The following is a 14,190-nucleotide window of genomic DNA, read 5'->3' on the forward strand; positions in this document are numbered from 1 at the left end:
ACCAATGTGGCTGACCTACACATCCTGATAAATCGTGATCAGGGGGGCATAGCTGGGCAGATCGCTTCGGAGCTTCGCGAGGCCATCCGGCGGGGTCGCCTCACACCGGGCACCCGGCTCCCGGCCAGCCGCGACCTGGCCACCGACCTCCAGGTGTCGCGCGGTGTCGTGGTCGAGGCCTACGAGCAACTGGTGGCCGAGGGCTTCCTGATCTCCCGAGTCGGCGCGGGCACCCAGGTGGCGCCCGCGCCGTCCCGAGGCTCGGTGGCGGCCGCCGCCCGCCCGGAGGTCACCGCGTGCGGCCCGCACTACGGTCACCGCCCTACCTCGCCCGACCTCGGGTGCTTCCCCCGGGAGCGCTGGCTGGCCTCCGTACGCCATGTGCTCACCACGATGCACTCCGACGTGTTCGACTACGGCGACCCCGGCGGCGTCCTGGAGTTGCGCGACGAACTGGCCGGCTACCTGAGGCGGGTCCGGGCCGCGGACGTGCACCCCGACAACCTGGTGATCGTCGGGGGCGTGGCCCAGGGCCTCAGCCTGGCGCTGCACGTGCTCGCCCAGCGGATCGACGGCCTGCGGCTGGCCATGGAGGACCCGAACAGCCACCGCCAGGTTCCCCTCCTTCGCCGGGCGGGCGCCGAGCTCGTGCCCGTCCCGGTGGACGACCAGGGCTTCGACGTGACGGCGCTGCGGGCCAGCGGCGCGCACGCGGTCCTGGTCACCCCCGCCCACCAGTACCCGACCGGCGTCGTGCTCTCCCCGGCCCGGCGGGCCGCCCTGATGGAGTGGGCCGCCGAGAGCGACGGTGTGGTCCTGGAGGACGACTACGACGCCGAGTTCCGCTTCGACCGCGATCCCGTCGGCTGCCTGCAGGGCCTGGCCCCCGGCCGGGTGATCCTCTCCGGCAGTGTGAGCAAGGCGCTCGCCCCCGGGCTGCGGCTCGGCTGGGTGGCGGCCCCGGCCGACCTGGCCGAGTCCATCCGGCAGGCGCGCGGCGAGCTCGACCTGGGCTCCCCGGTCATCGACCAGTACGCGCTGGCCCACTTCCTGCGTACCGGCGGCTACGACAAGCACCTGCGCCGGATGCGCAGGGAGTACCGGCGCCGCAGGGACGCCCTGGTCAAGGCGGTGGCCGAGCACCTGCCCGAGGTGCGGGTCCGGGGCATCGAGGCGGGCCTGCACGCCTACCTGGATCTGCCGCCGGGCTGGGACGAGGACGCCTTCGTGGGGCCGGCGCGGGAGCTGGGCCTGGCCGCCGACCCGGTCGGCCCGACGCGCCTCACCCCGGGCCCGCCCGCGGTCGTGGTCGGCTTCGCCCGCCTCCCCGCTCATCGGGCGGCGGAGGTCATCCAGGGCTTAAAGGTCAGAATGTCAGGACAAAATATTGACTGATGGAGAAGGTCGCGCTTAGAAAGAAATCCCCACCACATTGGAGGCGCCATGCGCGTGGGACTGCTGGGCTTGGGCCGGCCCGCCGCGGTCAGGCGGCTTCCTTGACCCGTCGTGGCTCGAACCCCCTGGCCAGTGCGATGATCACGGCGGACAGCACCAGCGGCGCGGCGAACGCCACCTGCATGTCGCTGGCGCTGGCGATGCCGCCGACCAGCGCCGCGCCCACGATGAAGCCGACGTAGTTGAACAGGTTGACCCGCGCGATGGCCACCCCGGTCCCCGCCGGGTCGAGCCGTCCCGCAGCCGAGAACGACTGCGGCGCGACCACCGACAGTCCCACCCCGGTCAGGCCGAACGCCAGGATGGCCAGCGGCTGGTTGGGCGCCAGGACGATGCCCAGGAAGCCGAGGGTGGCGATCGCGCCGCCGATCCTGACGATCGCCGCCGGCCCGTACTTCCTGACCGCGACGTCGCCGCCGAGCCTGATCAGCAGCGTGGTGGCCTGGTAGGCGGCGTAGGCCAGCGGGATGACGCCGGGGCTCGCGGCGAGGACCTGCTGCATGTAGACGGTGCTGAAGTTGGAGACCGAGGCGTCGCCGACGTACAGGAACGCCATCGCCAGGCAGAGCGGGATGATCGGCTTCCACGGGAACCCACCGGCGGCCGTCGCGGTGGTGTCCTCGACCTTCTCCTCCTCGATCGTGCACAGGAGCGGCCCGGCGTACAGGGAGCCGCCCACCGCCACGACCATCGGGATCGCCATCGTGACCGCCAGCGGCAGCTCGGCCGCGGCCGACGCCCAGAGCGCCCCGGCCGTGCTGAACACGCTCCACATGCAGTGGAAGCCGTTCAGTACGGCCCGGCCGTACTTGCGCTCGACCGCCACGCCCTGCATGTTGATGCCCGCGTCGACCGCGCCGACCCCGAGGCCGAACAGCAACAGCGCGGGCACCAGCAGCGGCACGCTCGGCGCGAGGGCGACGAGCACCACGGCGAGGGCCACGACCGGCTGCGCGACGCGGAGCAGCGGCTTGCTGCCCCTGCGCGCGGCGAACGAGCCGGCCGCCACGCTGCCCAGCCCGGCGAAGACCGGCACGATGAGCAGCAGGATCGTCAGTGCGCCCTCGTCGAGCCGGTGTTTGGTCTGCAGGTTCGCGACCTGGGCGAGCAGCGTGATGAACGAGAGGCCCTGCACCGCGTACACGACGAACGTGGCTATGCGGGCCTGGCGATCACGAGGAGTCGGCACGGCGGCCTCCAGATGGGGGGAACGTGAGGCGCGGTCAGGTTAGCCGCTTGGCCAGCTCTTTCGCCACCTCGTCGCCACCCTGTGATCTTGCGAGCGCGGGTGTGTGCGCGGCGGCCCAGACGCCCAGGGCGATCAGCGCGGCCACCTCGGTGACCGCCAGCACACGTTCGACCAGGCCGAGTGGCATGACCCGCCACCACGGCAGCCCGTTGTGCGCTCCGTACAGCGCCATCGCGGCCATGCCCGCCACCCACAACACCGAGCCCAGCCCGAACGCGAACGCGGTCAGCGCGGCCCCCCGCCGCTCCGCGCGCCGCCAGGACCGCGCGATGACCACGGCCGCGATGGGCAGGCTGAGGAAGGCCACGAAGCTGCCGGCCCGGTGGAAGCTGCCGCTCAAGGTCGGCGCGAGGGACCAGTCCTGCTTGGGGAACCAGGCGGCGACGAACAGCCCGGCGCTCCAGAGCGTCAACGTCAGCGTCCCGACGATCCCGGCCAGCCGCCTGCGGGCCAGCGACACGCAGATCGCCGCGGACCCGGCCGCCAGCAGCGCGACGCCGAGCCCGAAGATCCAGCCCTCGGGCCCGAGGCCGTGCTGGCTGATGGTCCGCCGCAGCGGGTCGATCTCGCCGAGGCTGGTCACATCGAGACCGACGATCACCGCGGCGCCAGCCGCCACCGCGCCCAGTCCCCATCGTGCGGGTTGATGCACGAGGCCCCCTCTCCGCCGTCTTTGTCGAGACAACGGCGGGAAAAGGGCACGGATTCCTTGTGGATCAGCCCAGCGCCCGTCGTACGAGGTCATCGCTGAGCTCGCGCAGCCGCTTGCGCGCCGCGAGGTCGTAGGCCTGGGCGTCGGCCCGGCTCTCCCGCTGCCCGTTGAAATAGTGGCCGCTCACGCCGTCGAGCCCGTCGATCAGCCGCCGCGTCGCCGCCACGCCCTCGTCGACCGTGCTCATCACCGGCGCTCCCGCCTCGCGGACCATGGTGGTGTCCATGTACGTGGCCGGGTGCAGGGCGTTGACCGTCACGCCCTGCCCGGCCAGTTCCTCCGCCAGGTCGAAGGTGAACATGATCTGCGCCAGCTTGCTCTGGCTGTAGGCGCGCTGCCGCCCGTAGCCGCGGGTCAGCATCGGGTCGGCGAAGTCGATCGCCTGCTGCCCGGCCGAGGCGACGTTCACCACCCGCGACGGCGCCGACCTGACGAGCAGCGGGATCAGCCGCCGGGTCAGGTGGTATCCGGCCAGGTAGTTGACCGCGAAGCGGAGCTCGACGCCGTCCTTGCTCTCCTCGCGGCCGGAGCCCGGCGGGCCGCCGCCCATCCCGGCGTTGTTGACCAGCACGTCGATCCGGTCGAACCGGTCGAGCACCTCGTCGGCCAGCCGGTCCACCTGGCTCAGGTCGGCCAGGTCGGCCAGGATGCCCTCGGTGGTGCCGCCCGCGCCGGCCCGTGCCTGCCGTACCCGCTCAGGATCGCGACCGTGCACGATGACGCGCTCGTCGGCGGCGAGCCGTCGCGCCAGCTCCCGCCCGAGCCCGTCCGTCGCGCCGGTGATCAGGATCGTCCTCATGCCTTCAGCCTGCCTCCTCCGTCGACGGTCAGCACCGTTCCGGTGACGAACGAGTTGCCCACCACGTAGGCGATCGTCGCCGCGACGTCCTCCGGCCTGCCTGTCCGGCCGACCGGCGAGCGCCCCGCGAAGTCGGCGAACACGGCCGCCCGCGCCTCGGCGGGCAGCCCGGACCACCACTCGGTGTCGATCACGCCGGGGGAGACGGCGTTCACCCGGATCGGGCCGAGCTCGACCGCCAGGCCGGGCACCGCGGACTCGATCGCGCCGTTCACCGCCGCCAGAGCGGAGACGCCGGGGAAGGCCGAGCCCGCCGACGCCGCCGTCACGAACGTGATCGAACCCTCGGGGGCGAGCACGTCCAGAGCGGCCTGCGCGGTCAGCAGGTGCGGGATCAGCTTGTCCTGTACGGCCCCGACCAGCGCCTCCTGCGTCAGCGAGCGCAGCGGCCCGGCGGGGCCGCGGCCGGTCACGGTGACGATCAGATGGTCGACGACACCCGTCCGGCTGAAGAAATCGCGCATCGCCTCGGTGTCGCGGGCGTCCACGGCCTCGCCGGAGGCCCGGTCGCCCAGCTGCTTCACCGCGGCCGCCACCCGCTCGGCGGACCGGCCGGTGATGACGACCTCGGCGCCGTCGTCCGCCAGCCGGGCCGCCGTCGCCAGCCCGATGCCCGTGGTGCCGCCAATGATCACGACTCGCATCGTGTTCCTCCTAATTCGATACACCCTGCCTCGAAACTATAAAACGAGGCACGCTGTCTTGTAAAGTGACGGGCATGGTAGGCAGACCACGCAGCGAGGTGGCCAGGAAGGCGATCCTCAAGGCCGCGCTCGACCTGTGCGAGCGCGACGGATACCCGAATGTCACCCTGAAGGGCATCGCCGACGCGGCGGGTGTCGGCAGGCAGACCCTCTACCGCTGGTGGCAGTCCAAGGGTGAGGTGCTGATGGAGGCGATGACCGACCTGGTGGGCGCCGAGCTGCGGCCCCCGCCCGTCAGCGGCGACGCGGGCGCGGACCTGGTCGCGTTCCTGCGCGAGACCTTCGCGCTAGCCCACGGCGTGGCCGGGCGGGTGGTCGTGGGCCTCATGGCCGAGGCCCAGTCAGACCCCGCGTTCGGCGCTGAGCTGCGGGCCAGGCTCATCGGCCCGCGCCGGCAGGCCCTGCGCTCGGTGCTGGAACGCGGTGCGCTCCCCGCCGACGTGGACGTTGAGCTCGCGGTCGATCTGATCTTCGGTGCCATGTGGTACCGCTTGCTCAACCGCCACGCCGACGTCGACGAGACACTCGCGGAGGAGATCGCGGCCCTGGTCGCGCGAATCGGCTGACTTTCGGCGCGTACTTTTGGCTGAGGTGGCGTCCGAGGCACGAGCGAACCGCCCGGCTGCCGGATATCGTCAGAAGTGTGAATGAACGCCCGGGATCCTGGTTGCCACGCCTGCAAGAAGTCGGAGAACGGCTGGCCGAGGAATGGGTCTCGGCACGCCGCCCCAAAGAAGATGAAAACGCACTTCCCCCGCACGAACTACGGGCCTCCGACGACGATCGCGAGCGTTTCGTCCAGGTGCTGCAGGACGCCCACGCCGACGGCCGCCTCATGCTCGACGAGCTGGAGGAACGGCTCGGAGTCGTCTACTCGGCGCGGACGCTGGGCGAGCTCGCCGCGGTGACGGCCGACCTGCTGCCCGCGGAGCAGCAGCCGCTCAACCTCGACGGCCGGCCGGTGTCGGCGTTCTTCAAGCAGGAGCAGCGCGGCGGACGCTGGGTGGTGCCCGCTGAGTTGACCGTCACGGCCATGTTCGGCACCACCAAGCTGGACCTCCGCGAGGCCATCCTGCAGAACCGGCGCATCGTGATCAACGCCACGCTGGTCTTCGGCGGCCTCGAGATCCACGTACCCGAGGGTCTCGAGGTGATCCGCGTCGCGAAGGGCAGCACGGTCCGGCTGACCAAGCAGCCGACCGAGCCGGGAGCACCGGTGGTCGAGGTGCGCACCACGAACTTCGCGGGCGACGTCAAGGTCAAGGAACCACCGCGCCGCAAGCGCCGCCGCTGAGCCCTTGTCCTATCCGGCGGTGTCGAAGTTGATCGCGCTGTAGGCGCGCAGCTTCGAGAGCTGGTGTTCGCTGTCCACCTTGCGGATGGTGCCGGAACGCCCGCGCATCACCAGCGAGTGCGTCAGCGCCACCCCGCCCCTGAACCGGACGCCCTGCATGAGCTCGCCCTGCGTGATGCCCGTCGCCGCGAAGAACACGTCCTCGGACCGCACCAGGTCGTTCGTGGTCAGCACCTGGCCGAGGTCGTGCCCGGCGTCGATCGCCTTCTGCCGCTCGGCGTCGTCACGCGGCCACAGCTTGCCCTGGATCACGCCGCCCAGGCACTTGAGCGCGCACGCGGCCACGATGCCCTCGGGCGTGCCGCCGATGCCCAGCATCAGGTCGATGCCGGTGTCGGCGCGGGCCGCCATGATCGCGCCCGCCACGTCGCCGTCGACGATGAACTTGATCCGCGCCCCGGTCTCCCTGATCTCCTTGACCATCTGCTCGTGCCGCGGGCGGTCGAGTACGACGACCGTCACGTCAGAGGCCGAGACCCCCTTGGCCCTGGCGACGGCCTGGATGTTCGCCGACACCGGAGCCTCGATGTCGACCACGTCGGCGGCCTCGCAGCCGGTGACCAGCTTCTCCATGTAGAACACGGCGGACGGGTCGTACATCGAGCCACGCTCGCTCACCGCGATCACCGACACCGCGTCGGGCATGCCGAGCGCGGTCAGCCGGGTGCCGTCGATCGGGTCGACGGCCACGTCGCAGTCGGCGCCGCTGCCGTCGCCGACGCGCTCGCCGTTGAACAGCATCGGGGCGTGGTCCTTCTCGCCCTCCCCGATGACCACCACCCCGTTCATCGACACGGTGTTGATCAACTGGCGCATCGCGTTCACCGCCGCGCCGTCCGCGCCGTTCTTGTCCCCCCTGCCCACCCAGCGGGCCGCCGCCATCGCGGCCGCCTCGGTGACGCGTACGAGTTCCAGAGCCAGGTTGCGATCAGGGGCGCGCTCTCCCGTGGCCAGCGCTGGGGGTACGGACGACTGATCGGACATGATGAAGGCCCTCCTTGTGGACAAACTGTCTCGATGGTAGTTGTCCCTGTATCCCCGGTCAGCGGAGGATAATGTGCCTGCCATGAGCAGCGATGTGGAACAACCGGCGACAGCCCGCACCTCCGGGCGAGGTGCGGCCACGCGCAGCGCGCTACTCCAGGCCGCCCGGGACGTCTTCGTCTCCAAGGGCTTCGCCGAGGCCGGCGTGACCGACGTGGTGGCCAAGGCCGACGCCAGCGTCGGCAGCCTCTACCACCACTTCTCCGGCAAGGCCGACCTCTACCTCACGCTGTTCGAGGAGTGGCAGGCCAGGCAGGCCCAGCGGACCAAGCAGGCCGCCCGCGAGGCCCGCGCCGAGGGGGAGAACGACCCGATGCGGGTCTTCATCCGCGCCGCCCGCGCCTACCTCGACGGCTGCATCGAGGAACGCGAGCTCGCCGCGCTGTTCCTGCGCGGCGACGGGCCGCCCGGCTTCGAGCTGGTCATGCGCGCCCGCCTGCGCAAGTGGGCCGAACGCAACGCCGCGCTCTTCGAGGACGACGAGGGAGCGCTGGTCGTCGTCCTCACCGGCGCCCTCGCGGCCGCCGTCTCCGAGGTCGTGCTCTCGGACGACCCCAAGCTGGCCGCGGACGTGCTCGCCATCATCGGCCAGATCCGCCCGGCCGCTTCGGCGGGCGGCCCCACCAGCGGGTAATCTCGCCAGTTGTGCGACGGTTCACCGAAGGTTTCTACGGCTACGCGGTAGCCCTGCTCGTCTGTCTCGTGGGGGTGGGGCTGTTCCTGCTGGTCACGCCGCAGAGCCGGGAGCAGCACATTCCCAAGCTCGACTACTCGATGACCGTCGCCAACTTCGGCCATGAAGTGCCGTACCAGGTGTGGGCGCCCGAGAAGGACCCGGCGGGCTGGGTTCCCAACAGCAACAAGATCGCCAAGGGCTCCGGCGGGGCCCAGGTGCTCTACCTGGGCTACGCGACGGCCAAGAATCAGCACGCCATGTTCGTGCAGAGCGACGAGAAGCCGGCCGCCGGGTTCGCCGACCGGATGGCCAACTCCAACCGGGTCGTGGGCACCCAGCAGGTGGCCGGGCAGCCGTGGGAGCAGCGCTTCCGCGAGGACAAGAACCAGCGCACCCTGGTCCGGGTGCTGCCGGAGGTCACGCTGGTCGTCACCGGCACGGCCGACTGGGCCGAGCTGGGCGAGCTGGCCGCCGGCCTGCGGCAGCGGCCGAAGCCGACGGGCTGACCCGTGGCGCGGCTCTCCTCGGCGGGCCCGGTCTGCGGATGTCGGTTCCTGACCCTAAGGTGGTGCGCGTGGCAGACGAGAAGGCACCCTCATACGAGCAGGCCCGCGAGGAGCTGACCGAGGTGGTGCGCCGCCTGGAGACGGGCGGGCTCACCCTCGAGCAGTCGATCGAGCTGTGGGAGCGCGGCGAGAAGCTGGCCGCCATCTGCGAGGAGTGGTTGCAGGGCGCCAGGGTGAAGCTCGCCGCCGCCATGGCCCGCCGCGCCGATCCCACCGCCGGCCAGTCGGACGACGCGCCGTTCTAGCCACTCAGCTGGTCAGGCATTCCCGCCGCGCACAGCGTCAGGCGTAGTAGCCGCTCATCGCTCAGGCGGCGCGGTGAAGGGCCACCACCGGGATGCGGCGGGTGGTCTTCTGCTGATACTCCGCGAAACCCGGAGCGATCTCCACCACGCGGGCATAGAGCTTGTCGCGCTCCTCGTCCCCCACGACCTCGGCCGTGACCTCGAACGTCTCCGTCCCGATCTCGACGGTCACCTCCGGGTTGGCGACCAGGTTGTGGTACCACGCCGGGTGGTGGTCCGCGCCCGCGTACGAGGCGATGACGATGTAGCGGCCATCGTCCTCGAAGTACATCACCGGGCTCGTCGTCCGCTTGCCGCTCTTGGCGCCCGTGGTCGTGAGAAGTACCAGATTGGCACCCTCGAACATGCCGCCGACCTTGCCCTCGTTGGCACGGAACTCGGCGATGATCTTCTCGTTGAACTCGTTGGCCATGCTCGGCTCCTTGAATCGGAAATTTCTCCGGTTAAGGCGCCCAGCCTAACCGGAGAAATTTCCGGTTACAACGATTATGCTCGCCTTGTGGGTGAGCGCCGAATGCTGCCGATCCTCGGGCAGCCTCAGCCCGAGCGGGCCGACGCGGCGCGCAACAGGCAGAAGATCGTCGAGGTGGCCACCAAGATGATCGCCGACGGGTCCCTCGACCAGCTCTCCCTCGACGAGGTCGCCCGTGAGGCATGCGTGGGGGTCGGCACGGTCTACCGCCGATTCGGGGATCGGGCCGGGCTGGTGCTGGCGCTGATCGACGATCGGGAGCGGCGTTTCCAGGCGGCCTTCCTGAACGGCCCGCCGCCGGTCGGGCCGGGGGCGCCTCCTGCCGAGCGGATCAGGGCGTTCCTGCACGCGCTGATCGATCGGGTGGTCGAGCAGCTGGACCTGTTCCTGCTGCTGGAGCTCGGGCCGCCGGCCGCCCGGCTCAGCGGGCCGTACAGGGTGCATCACACCCACCTGGCCGCGCTGCTCGCCCAGGTGCGTCCAGAAGGCGCGGACTTTCTGGCCGACGCGCTGCTGGCGCCGATCAGCGCCCATCTGCTCCGCCATCAGCGGGACGTACGCGGCATGTCGGTCGACGAGATCAAGGCCGGATTCGACGCCCTGACCCAGGCGATCAGGGCCTGAGCCAGATTTCAGTCGGTTTCATCAGTGGCCTTCTTGCGGGGTTTGCGGGGTTTGGTGGTGGCTGTTGGCGTGCCGTCTTCCGTACGGACGGTCAGGCGGTCGTCTGTGAACCGGATCGTCAGCACGGAGCCGGGGGCCACGTTCTTGGCCAGCCGGACGACCTCCCCGGACGGATCCTGGACGATGGCGTAGCCGCGTTCCAGCGTGGCGGCGGGTGACAGGGCGACGAGCCGGGCACGGAGATGCGACAGCGAGTCCTCCGCGCGGTCGAGAGAGCCGCTCAGCGAGCGCCTGGACCGGTCACGGAGCGCGTCGACCTGCTCGGCCCGGCGTTCGAGCTCGCGCACCGGGTCGGCCAGCGAAGGCCGGGAGCGCGCCGACGTCAGCCAGGACATCTCCCGGTCGAGCCAGCCGCCGAGCACCCTGCGCCCCCTGTCGCGCAGCTGGCGTACCAGCGTGAGCTGCTCGCCCACGTCGGGCACCACCTTCTTGGCGGCGTCGGTCGGCGTCGAGGCCCGCACGTCGGCTACCAGGTCGAGCAGCGGATTGTCCTGCTCGTGGCCGATCGCGCTCACCACAGGCGTGCGGCAGGCGGCCACGGACCGCACCAGCGTTTCGTCGGAGAACGGCAGCAGGTCCTCCAGGGAGCCGCCGCCACGGGCGACGACGATCACCTCGACCTCGGAGTCCGCGTCGAACTTCCGCAGCGCCTCGGTGACCTCGCCCACGGCGTACGGGCCCTGGACGGCGACCTCCTCGACCTTGAAGCGCACGGCGGGCCAGCGGCGCCGGGAGTTCTCCAGCACGTCGCGCTCCGCCGCCGAGTCACGGCCGCAGATCAGCCCAACCGTGCCGGGCAGGAACGGCAGCCGCCGCTTCCTGTCGGCGTTGAACAGGCCCTCGGCGGCCAGCAACTGGCGCAGCCGTTCGAGCCGCGCGAGCAGCTCGCCCACGCCGATCGGCCTGATCTCCAGCGCGGTGAAGGCGAACGAGCCCCTGTTGACCCAGAAGTCGGGCTTGACGTGCACCACGACCCTCGCGCCGTCGGCCGGTCGCGGCACCGCCGCCTCGTAGACGCCGCGCGGGGCGGTGACCCGGGCCGACACGTTGGCCACCGGGTCGCGCAGCGTCATGAACACCGTGCCGCCACGCGCGCTCAGGTCGGTGATCTGGCCCTCGACCCAGACCGTCCCCAGCTTGCCGATCCAGCCGCCCACCATCTGCAGGACGGTGCGGATCGGCAGCGGAGACTCGGGCGAGGTCTTCGAGGTCATGTCGGAAGACTACGGTGCCAGGGGGACTTATTCCCCGGCCTGCAGCTTGGCCAGGCGGTTCTCGTACATCCGGACGACCTCGGCGCGCGCGCTCGTTGCCTGCTCGTACGCGATGAGCGCGGTGATCTGCTCGGCCGACTTGCCGCGCATCCTGGCGCGCAGCGAGGCGACGGTCAGCTCGGAGTAGCCGGGCAGCGGCTCGACCAGGCCGTTGGCGGCCGGCGCCGCGGCGGCGGTTTCCTTGGTGGCGGTCGTCTCGGCGGCGGTCGCCGGCTCCGTGGCGGCCTTGGCCTTGGCAGCGGCCCTCGGCTTGGCAGCGGTACGCGGCTTGGCGGCCCGCTTGGGCTTGACCTCAGCGGCCTCCGGCGCGGCCACCGGTTCCGGCGCGGCCACCGGCTCGGCAGCGACGACGGGCTCAACGGCGGCGACCTCGGGCTCAGGGGCGGCCTCGGGCTCAGGCGCGGCGGCGGGCTCGGGGACGACAGCGGCCTCAGGCTCGGGGACGACGGTCGGTTCAGGAGCGACTGCAGGCTCGACGGTGGCGACCTGGGGCTCGGGAGCGACAGCGGCCGCAGGCTCGGGGGCGACGGTCGGCTCGGGGGCGACAGCGGGCTCGACCGTGGCGGCCGCAGGCTCGGGGGCGGCCTTGGGCTCCGGAGCGACGGTCGGCTCGGGGGCGGTCGCCGGGGCGGCGGCGGTTTCGGTGGTGGCCTCGGGCTTCGGCTTGGCCGCCGGGCTGAAGATGACCGGGTCCGGCTTGGTCTTGGCGGAGCCGTTGGGCGCGGCGGCGTCCGACGGGGTGGGGCGCGGCGCGAAGATGACCGGCTCCTTGCGAGCGGGCTTCGCCGCCACCTCCTCATCCGCCGGCGCGGGCGCGGCCACCTGGTCGGCGGCGGACGGACGGGAGTCGTAGTCCGCCTCCTTGTTCTCCTTGCTGCCCAGCCCCTTGATCGAGTTCTTCATCCGATCGACGACCAGCAGTGCCTGACCGGCCGCGCTCAGAGTGGTCTGGATGACGAGGAGCGGAAAGTCCTTCGCCTTCTCCTTCAGCTCGTCTTTGTTGGTGATGGTCTTCGTGATGTTGCGTATCACGTCGCTGAGGGACATGACGTCTCCCTGGGAGGTCTGTATTGGACGGCCAGTCTGGCACGGCGGGCAACCACGCACGCGCGGGCCTGTCGGCCGCTCCACGTAGCATAAGAAGTATGGAGCCCCAGACCCCCACTTCCCGCCGAGTCCTCGTAGCCCGGCCACGCGGCTACTGTGCCGGAGTCGATCGAGCCGTGGTGGCGGTCGAGAAAGCCCTGGAGCAATACGGAGCGCCCGTCTACGTGCGTAAGCAGATCGTGCACAACACGCATGTGGTCAAGACTCTGGAGGCCAGAGGCGCGATCTTCGTCGAGGAGACCGACGAGGTGCCTGAGGGCGAGATCGTGGTGTTCTCGGCCCACGGAGTCTCGCCCGCCGTGCACGACGAGGCCAAGCAGCGCGGGTTGCGCACGATCGACGCTACCTGCCCACTGGTCACAAAGGTGCACAACGAGGCAAAGAGGTTCGCGGGCCAGGAGTACGACATCCTGCTGATCGGCCACGAAGGGCACGAGGAGGTCGAAGGCACTGCCGGTGAGGCGCCCGACCACATCCAGCTCGTCGACGGCCTCGACTCCGTCGACCGGATCCAGGTGAAGGACCCGTCCAAGCTGGTCTGGCTGTCGCAGACCACGCTCTCGGTCGACGAGACCAATGAGACGGTGGCCAAGCTCAAGGAGCGCTTCCCCACGCTGATCGACCCGCCCAGCGACGACATCTGCTACGCGACCCAGAACCGCCAGGTCGCGGTGAAGGAGATCGCCGCCGAGTCGCAGCTGGTCATCGTGGTCGGGTCGGAAAACTCCTCCAACTCCAAGCGCCTGGTCGAGGTGGCCAAGGACTACGGCGCCGACGCGTCCTACCTGGTCGACAACGCCACCTTCATCCGCGACGAGTGGCTCGACGGCGTGACCACGGTCGGCGTGACCAGCGGCGCCTCGGTGCCGGAAGAGCTGGTCGCCGAGGTGCTCGCCCGGCTGGCCGCGCACGGGTTCGACGACGTCGCGGAGGTCGAGCCGGTCCACGAGAGCGTGCGCTTCGCCCTTCCCCACGAGCTCCGCAAGGACCTCCGAGTCTCCTAGCCCCGCCTGCGCGGCCGCGTCGGTCCCCGGGCGCTCCCGGGTGCCTCGCGCCGCGCGGCGTGGTCAGCCCTCGACGGGCGGCCCGTCGTGCCGCGTGGCCGGTCCTTGGCAGGCAGCGCGTCGTGTGGTGTCGCCGGTCCTCGGCGGGCGGCCCGCCGAGGACCGGTCGGTCCTCGATGGGCGGCTCGCCGGCTGGGGCGGGTCAGTCCTCGGTGCGTGGTGTGCCGTACACCTTGGGCTCGAAGTAGCCCTCCGGCTCCGGTACGAACGACTGGCGCGGGCGCGGCGCCTCGGCGCCCGCCCGTAGCTCCTCGCGCAGGTCGCGTACGTTGTCGCGCAGCCCGCGCCGCCAGGCGACGACGAGCACGATCGCCGAGCCCGCGAACAGCCAGGGAGCCCCCTGCGACAGCGAGGCGATCAGGCCGAGCAAGAGCGACTGCGTGATCGACACCGAGCCGAGCGCCCGGCCCAGCTCGACGAAGAGCGTCGCCACGAAGAACACCAGCGGCGGCGTGACCACCAGCGACAGCAGTTCGCGCGGGTTGACCAGGAGCACGCCGAGCAGGCTCGCCACCACGAAAACCGGCCCGACCACGATCGGCAGGTTGATCAGGGCAGCCACGACATAGGCCGCCAGTGTGGCGATCAGGGCGAGCGCGATGGCACCGCGAGCGGTCAGCCTGACGGCCGATCGCTTGCCTTTCTCACTCATTGCCCCCGCCCCC

Annotated in this window: 17 protein-coding genes; 8 read left to right on the forward strand and 9 right to left on the reverse strand. The window is 71.1% G+C overall.

Annotated features, from left to right (window positions below; all coding sequences use genetic code 11):
- Positions 1 to 6 precede the first annotated feature (6 nt).
- Positions 7 to 1,395: a PLP-dependent aminotransferase family protein gene (locus AB0B91_RS34515; RefSeq protein WP_358328486.1), complete on the forward strand. Its 1,389-nt coding sequence runs from the start codon at positions 7 to 9 to the stop codon at positions 1,393 to 1,395.
- A gap of 88 nt (positions 1,396 to 1,483) precedes the next feature.
- Here AB0B91_RS34515 and AB0B91_RS34520 read toward each other — a convergent pair whose 3' ends face one another.
- The 4 genes from AB0B91_RS34520 to AB0B91_RS34535 all read right to left on the reverse strand — a co-directional run bounded on the left by AB0B91_RS34520 (position 1,484) and on the right by AB0B91_RS34535 (position 4,919).
- Entirely contained in the window at positions 1,484 to 2,644 is a 1,161-nt protein-coding gene (locus AB0B91_RS34520) for an MFS transporter (RefSeq protein WP_358328488.1), read from the reverse strand.
- 34 nt (positions 2,645 to 2,678) lie between these two features.
- Positions 2,679 to 3,356 (reverse strand): DUF998 domain-containing protein, encoded by a 678-nt coding sequence (locus AB0B91_RS34525; RefSeq protein WP_358328491.1) that lies wholly within the window; start codon positions 3,354 to 3,356, stop codon positions 2,679 to 2,681.
- 64 nt (positions 3,357 to 3,420) lie between these two features.
- Complete coding sequence (locus tag AB0B91_RS34530) at positions 3,421 to 4,215, reverse strand: SDR family NAD(P)-dependent oxidoreductase (protein ID WP_358328494.1); 795 nt, start codon at positions 4,213 to 4,215, stop codon at positions 3,421 to 3,423.
- The gene (locus tag AB0B91_RS34535) at positions 4,212 to 4,919 is read right to left on the reverse strand and encodes an SDR family oxidoreductase (protein WP_358328498.1); all 708 of its coding nucleotides are present in this window, start codon (positions 4,917 to 4,919) and stop codon (positions 4,212 to 4,214) included. The genes AB0B91_RS34530 and AB0B91_RS34535 overlap by 4 nt, the downstream gene beginning before the upstream one ends.
- Positions 4,920 to 4,993: 74 nt before the next feature.
- Between AB0B91_RS34535 and AB0B91_RS34540 the strand changes: the two genes are divergently transcribed.
- Together AB0B91_RS34540 and AB0B91_RS34545 are read left to right on the forward strand one after the other, a co-directional pair.
- Positions 4,994 to 5,545 (forward strand): TetR/AcrR family transcriptional regulator, encoded by a 552-nt coding sequence (locus AB0B91_RS34540; protein ID WP_358328501.1) that lies wholly within the window; start codon positions 4,994 to 4,996, stop codon positions 5,543 to 5,545.
- Between the two features lie 77 nt (positions 5,546 to 5,622).
- Entirely contained in the window at positions 5,623 to 6,273 is a 651-nt protein-coding gene (locus AB0B91_RS34545) for a DUF1707 domain-containing protein (RefSeq protein ID WP_358328504.1), read from the forward strand.
- Between the two features lie 9 nt (positions 6,274 to 6,282).
- On the opposite strand, the gene glpX is transcribed toward AB0B91_RS34545, so the two are convergent.
- Complete coding sequence (gene glpX, locus AB0B91_RS34550) at positions 6,283 to 7,317, reverse strand: class II fructose-bisphosphatase (protein ID WP_358328507.1); 1,035 nt, start codon at positions 7,315 to 7,317, stop codon at positions 6,283 to 6,285.
- Between the two features lie 82 nt (positions 7,318 to 7,399).
- On the opposite strand from glpX, the gene AB0B91_RS34555 reads away from it, so the two are divergent.
- From AB0B91_RS34555 to AB0B91_RS34565, 3 genes are all read left to right on the forward strand, one after another.
- Positions 7,400 to 8,011: a TetR/AcrR family transcriptional regulator gene (locus tag AB0B91_RS34555; RefSeq protein ID WP_358328510.1), complete on the forward strand. Its 612-nt coding sequence runs from the start codon at positions 7,400 to 7,402 to the stop codon at positions 8,009 to 8,011.
- Positions 8,012 to 8,022: 11 nt separating this feature from the next.
- The gene (locus tag AB0B91_RS34560; protein WP_358328513.1) at positions 8,023 to 8,559 is read left to right on the forward strand and encodes a DUF4245 domain-containing protein; all 537 of its coding nucleotides are present in this window, start codon (positions 8,023 to 8,025) and stop codon (positions 8,557 to 8,559) included.
- 68 nt (positions 8,560 to 8,627) lie between these two features.
- On the forward strand, positions 8,628 to 8,864 hold the full coding sequence (locus AB0B91_RS34565; RefSeq protein WP_358328516.1) for an exodeoxyribonuclease VII small subunit: 237 nt from the start codon (positions 8,628 to 8,630) through the stop codon (positions 8,862 to 8,864).
- Between the two features lie 61 nt (positions 8,865 to 8,925).
- Here the strand turns inward: AB0B91_RS34565 and AB0B91_RS34570 are convergent, their stop codons facing one another.
- Positions 8,926 to 9,336 carry a nitroreductase family deazaflavin-dependent oxidoreductase gene (locus AB0B91_RS34570; RefSeq protein ID WP_358328519.1) on the reverse strand — a complete coding sequence of 137 codons (411 nt, stop codon included), beginning with the start codon at positions 9,334 to 9,336 and terminating at the stop codon, positions 8,926 to 8,928.
- A gap of 87 nt (positions 9,337 to 9,423) precedes the next feature.
- On the opposite strand from AB0B91_RS34570, the gene AB0B91_RS34575 reads away from it, so the two are divergent.
- The gene (locus AB0B91_RS34575) at positions 9,424 to 10,020 is read left to right on the forward strand and encodes a helix-turn-helix domain-containing protein (protein WP_358328522.1); all 597 of its coding nucleotides are present in this window, start codon (positions 9,424 to 9,426) and stop codon (positions 10,018 to 10,020) included.
- 8 nt (positions 10,021 to 10,028) lie between these two features.
- Here AB0B91_RS34575 and xseA read toward each other — a convergent pair whose 3' ends face one another.
- Positions 10,029 to 11,294 carry an exodeoxyribonuclease VII large subunit gene (gene xseA, locus AB0B91_RS34580; RefSeq protein WP_358328525.1) on the reverse strand — a complete coding sequence of 422 codons (1,266 nt, stop codon included), beginning with the start codon at positions 11,292 to 11,294 and terminating at the stop codon, positions 10,029 to 10,031.
- Between the two features lie 27 nt (positions 11,295 to 11,321).
- The gene (locus AB0B91_RS34585) at positions 11,322 to 12,401 is read right to left on the reverse strand and encodes a hypothetical protein (protein WP_358328527.1); all 1,080 of its coding nucleotides are present in this window, start codon (positions 12,399 to 12,401) and stop codon (positions 11,322 to 11,324) included.
- Between the two features lie 98 nt (positions 12,402 to 12,499).
- Here AB0B91_RS34585 and AB0B91_RS34590 point away from each other — a divergent pair, with 98 nt between their 5' ends.
- Entirely contained in the window at positions 12,500 to 13,465 is a 966-nt protein-coding gene (locus tag AB0B91_RS34590) for a 4-hydroxy-3-methylbut-2-enyl diphosphate reductase (RefSeq protein ID WP_214639695.1), read from the forward strand.
- Positions 13,466 to 13,667: 202 nt separating this feature from the next.
- Here AB0B91_RS34590 and AB0B91_RS34595 read toward each other — a convergent pair whose 3' ends face one another.
- Positions 13,668 to 14,177 (reverse strand): DUF6542 domain-containing protein, encoded by a 510-nt coding sequence (locus tag AB0B91_RS34595; protein ID WP_358328530.1) that lies wholly within the window; start codon positions 14,175 to 14,177, stop codon positions 13,668 to 13,670.
- Positions 14,178 to 14,190 lie beyond the last annotated feature (13 nt).

The sequence above is a fragment of the Nonomuraea sp. NPDC049141 genome, from assembly GCF_040648415.1.
Taxonomy (GTDB): Bacteria; Actinomycetota; Actinomycetes; order Streptosporangiales; family Streptosporangiaceae; genus Nonomuraea.